Here is a 3306-nt window from a genome sequence, read left to right on the forward strand (position 1 = left end):
ACAGACGATAAGACGATTCAGGCGACGCTTGAGACTCCTACCACCATTACCCAGGATCTTTCTGGCGATATTCGTATTGGTGAAGAGACCGAGCATGAGGCGGTATATCCCACCAAGCCCAATGCCACGCTTGATTATGCTGGCTGGCTCAACAAGCAGAGCATTCAAGAGCAGATGAGCTCTATCGAGCAGCTTTATCCGAAGGTAACGGATTACACCAAACTTACCGTTGATGTGCCTAACTGCACCTTTACGGCTACGTTCACTATTCCAGATGGTTTGACTCTACCTAGCGTAGTTAAGGCCACTGCTAAGGACTTTGGCCCGTACTTCTCTATTACTCAAACCAAGGTGAGCCCTGACGGTAAGACCGTTACGGTTACGATGAAACTCGATACCACCAACATCAAGACATATGCCGACTTGCAGAAAGCGGTTCAGCAGGCAGGGGATGTTGACGGCTGGATGAAGGTCATTATTCCTGGCGTAAAGGTCAATGGTGACGTTAAGGATGGCACTCGTCTTACGGTAGTAGGCACTGTCGCAGGCGATATGCAGGCAACGGTTACTTCTGAAAGTGGCACTACCAAAGCCTTTAAATTCCATTGGGATGGCAAGCAGTGGGCAGACGGCAAGGACGCAACGGCGCCTGCCAATGACACGAGCATCCGCTTTACGGTGGAGGTAAAGGCAGATCCCACTCAGCCAGGAAAGCCCCATACGCCCAATACACCTGGCAAATCAAATACCGGCAAGAAGGTTACCAAGAAAGTGACGAAGAAGGTCATTCGCAAGCTTTCACCTCAGACTGGTGATTTGCTTTTGCCTGTGGGTGGTATTGCGGTAGCCGGCATAGTTGTTGTTGCTGCAGCACTTATTCTGCGCAAGCGTAACGGCAATAAGGATTAGGCAACAAGCATATAAATGCGCCCCAAGCAGCTGGTAGGGAAGCAGTTCCCGCCAGCTGCTTTTCTTATGCACAAGATACATACGCTCTGGCAGGAATAACAAGGGCAGTACTCACTTGATAAGCAAACAATGTGTACACTCCACGCAGGAAAAACTTCTACTGGAAATCTCTTGCCCAAGAGGCTATCCTTACTATTTGCGTGACTATGCTCAAAGGGAGGATTGTGTCTCGATCCGCTATAGTGGCGCATAGGCTCCTGGGCGCCAGTCCAGGTGGTGCGAGGCGATCCCCGCACGTAAACCTCCATGTTCGACTTTGAAGGAGTACTACATGGCAAAGCAGAAAAAAGGCGTAGCTGTTGCAAACGCCTCCGAGACCCCGCGTCTCAAGCAGTACTATCTCGATACCGTGCGTGACGAGCTTAACAAGCAGTTCAACTACAAGAGCGTCATGCAGATTCCCAAGATTGAAAAGATTGTCGTCAACATGGGTGTTGGCGAGGCAGCTACTGATTCCAAGGCAATTGACGGTGCTGTTTCTGACCTTCGTGCAATCACGGGCCAGCAGCCCCTCGTTACCCATGCCCGCAAGTCCATTGCTACCTTCCATTTGCGTGCAGGTCAGCCCATTGGCGCCAAGGTAACGTTGCGTGGCGACCGTATGTGGGAGTTCCTCGACCGTCTCATCGCAATTGCTATCCCTCGTATCCGTGACTTCCGTGGCCTGTCCCCCAAGTCTTTTGATGGACATGGCAACTACTCCATGGGTGTCACTGAGCAGGTCATCTTCCCCGAGATTGACTTCGATAAGATTGACCACACCCGTGGCATGGATATCACCATTGTCACCACTGCACCCAACAACGAGGAAGCCAAGGCACTTCTTTCTGCTTTCCACTTCCCGTTTAAGGCTGAGTAACAACTAGGCATCGATGCCGTTATCCCCAAAGTGAGGGATAACGGTAGAATTTCGTAGAGGAGGATTTGTGGCTAAGACATCGATGATCGTCAAGGCGAACCGCACGCCGAAGTTCTCGACGCGCAAGCAGGACCGTTGCCAGCGTTGTGGGCGACCCCACTCCGTGTATCGCAAGTTCGGCCTGTGCCGTGTGTGCTTCCGCGAGCTGGCGCTCAAAGGCGAGCTTCCTGGCGTCCGCAAGGCAAGCTGGTAGGACACAGGGCACTGTCGTGGAGGCATCTTTCCCATGGGGTTAGATGAACCACACGTGCAGATTCATCACGAACAAAGGAGAAGGATCAATGAAGGTTACCGATCCCATCGCAGATATGTTGACACGTATCCGCAACGCGAGCAATGCAGGTAAGGACGAGGTGTCCATGCCTTCTAGCAAGGTGCTCGCTGAGATCGCCCGTGTTATGTGCGAGGAGGGCTACATCGAGTCATACAGCATCGAGGACACCAAGCCTCAAAAGACGCTGCATATCGTGCTCAAGTATGGCCCCAAGCGCACCCGCACGATTCGCGGTATCCGCCGCGTTTCCAAGCTTGGCTTGCGCATTTATAGCAAGGCTGCCGATCTGCCCCGCGTTTTGGGTGGTCTCGGCATTGCCGTCATCTCCACGTCCAAGGGCATGATGTGCGACCGCGACGCCCGCAAGTTGGGTCTCGGCGGCGAGGTCATCGCCTACGTCTGGTAGACCCTAGGAATCGATAGGAGGAGACAATGTCTCGTATTGGTAAGCAGCCTGTCATGATTCCTGCTGGAGTCACCGTGACAGTTGATGGTACCCACGTTAGCGTCGAGGGCCCCAAGGGCAAGCTCGAGCGCGATTTCTCTCATCTCGTCTCTATTGCACAAGTTGAGGCAAGCGACGAGATGCCGTTACACCTTGAGGTTACTCGCAATGATGAGACTCAGGCCTCCAATGCCCAGCAGGGCCTGTGCCGTACGCTTCTGCAAAATATGGTAATTGGTGTGTCCGAGGGCTTTGTAAAGAAGCTTGAACTCACCGGTGTTGGTTATCGCGTTGCTCTTAAGGGCAGCACGCTCGACCTTTCGCTTGGCTATTCTCACCCCGTGCTCTATCCTGCACCTGACAACATCAGCTTTGAGTGCATCGACAACACCCACATTCTGGTTAAGGGCATTTCCAAGGAGCAGGTCGGTCAGGTTGCGGCTGAGATTCGCGCCAAGCGTCCTCCCGAGCCTTACAAGGGTAAGGGTATTCACTACGAAGGTGAGCGTATCCGCAGGAAGCTCGGCAAGGCTGCTAAGTAAGCTTTGCTTTGCATAATAAGACCACTACCCCGTTAGGTAGTGGCGCGGAAAAGGAGAAGGAATGAACAAGCAGCAGGCCAAGCGGGCCGGACTCAAGCGCCGCGAGCGCCGTGTCCGCTCCAAGATTTTCGGTACGGCAGAGGCTCCTCGTCTCACC

At 53.3% G+C, this 3306-nt stretch carries 4 protein-coding genes and 2 pseudogenes; all 6 read left to right on the forward strand.

Annotated elements, in window-relative coordinates:
- Nucleotides 1-909, forward strand: a pseudogene (locus tag Q0X25_RS07960) (cell wall-binding protein); the annotation flags it as partial.
- A 331-nt stretch (nt 910-1240) separates the two neighbouring features.
- A complete protein-coding gene (rplE, locus tag Q0X25_RS07965; protein ID WP_298580969.1) occupies nt 1241-1828 on the forward strand; it encodes a 50S ribosomal protein L5 in 588 nt (195 codons plus the stop codon).
- A gap of 67 nt (nt 1829-1895) precedes the next feature.
- Nucleotides 1896-2081, forward strand: a complete 186-nt coding sequence (locus Q0X25_RS07970; RefSeq protein WP_021734502.1) for a type Z 30S ribosomal protein S14 — start codon at nt 1896-1898, stop codon at nt 2079-2081.
- Nucleotides 2082-2169: 88 nt separating this feature from the next.
- On the forward strand, nt 2170-2568 hold the full coding sequence (gene rpsH, locus Q0X25_RS07975) for a 30S ribosomal protein S8 (RefSeq protein ID WP_021734584.1): 399 nt from the start codon (nt 2170-2172) through the stop codon (nt 2566-2568).
- Between the two features lie 26 nt (nt 2569-2594).
- Nucleotides 2595-3149, forward strand: coding sequence for a 50S ribosomal protein L6 (gene rplF, locus Q0X25_RS07980; RefSeq protein ID WP_298580973.1), 555 nt, complete (start codon nt 2595-2597; stop codon nt 3147-3149).
- A 61-nt stretch (nt 3150-3210) separates the two neighbouring features.
- Nucleotides 3211-3306 (forward strand): annotated as a pseudogene (locus Q0X25_RS07985) (50S ribosomal protein L18); the annotation flags it as partial.

The organism is uncultured Olegusella sp., from assembly GCF_947253395.1.
Taxonomy (GTDB): Bacteria; Actinomycetota; Coriobacteriia; order Coriobacteriales; family Atopobiaceae; genus Olegusella.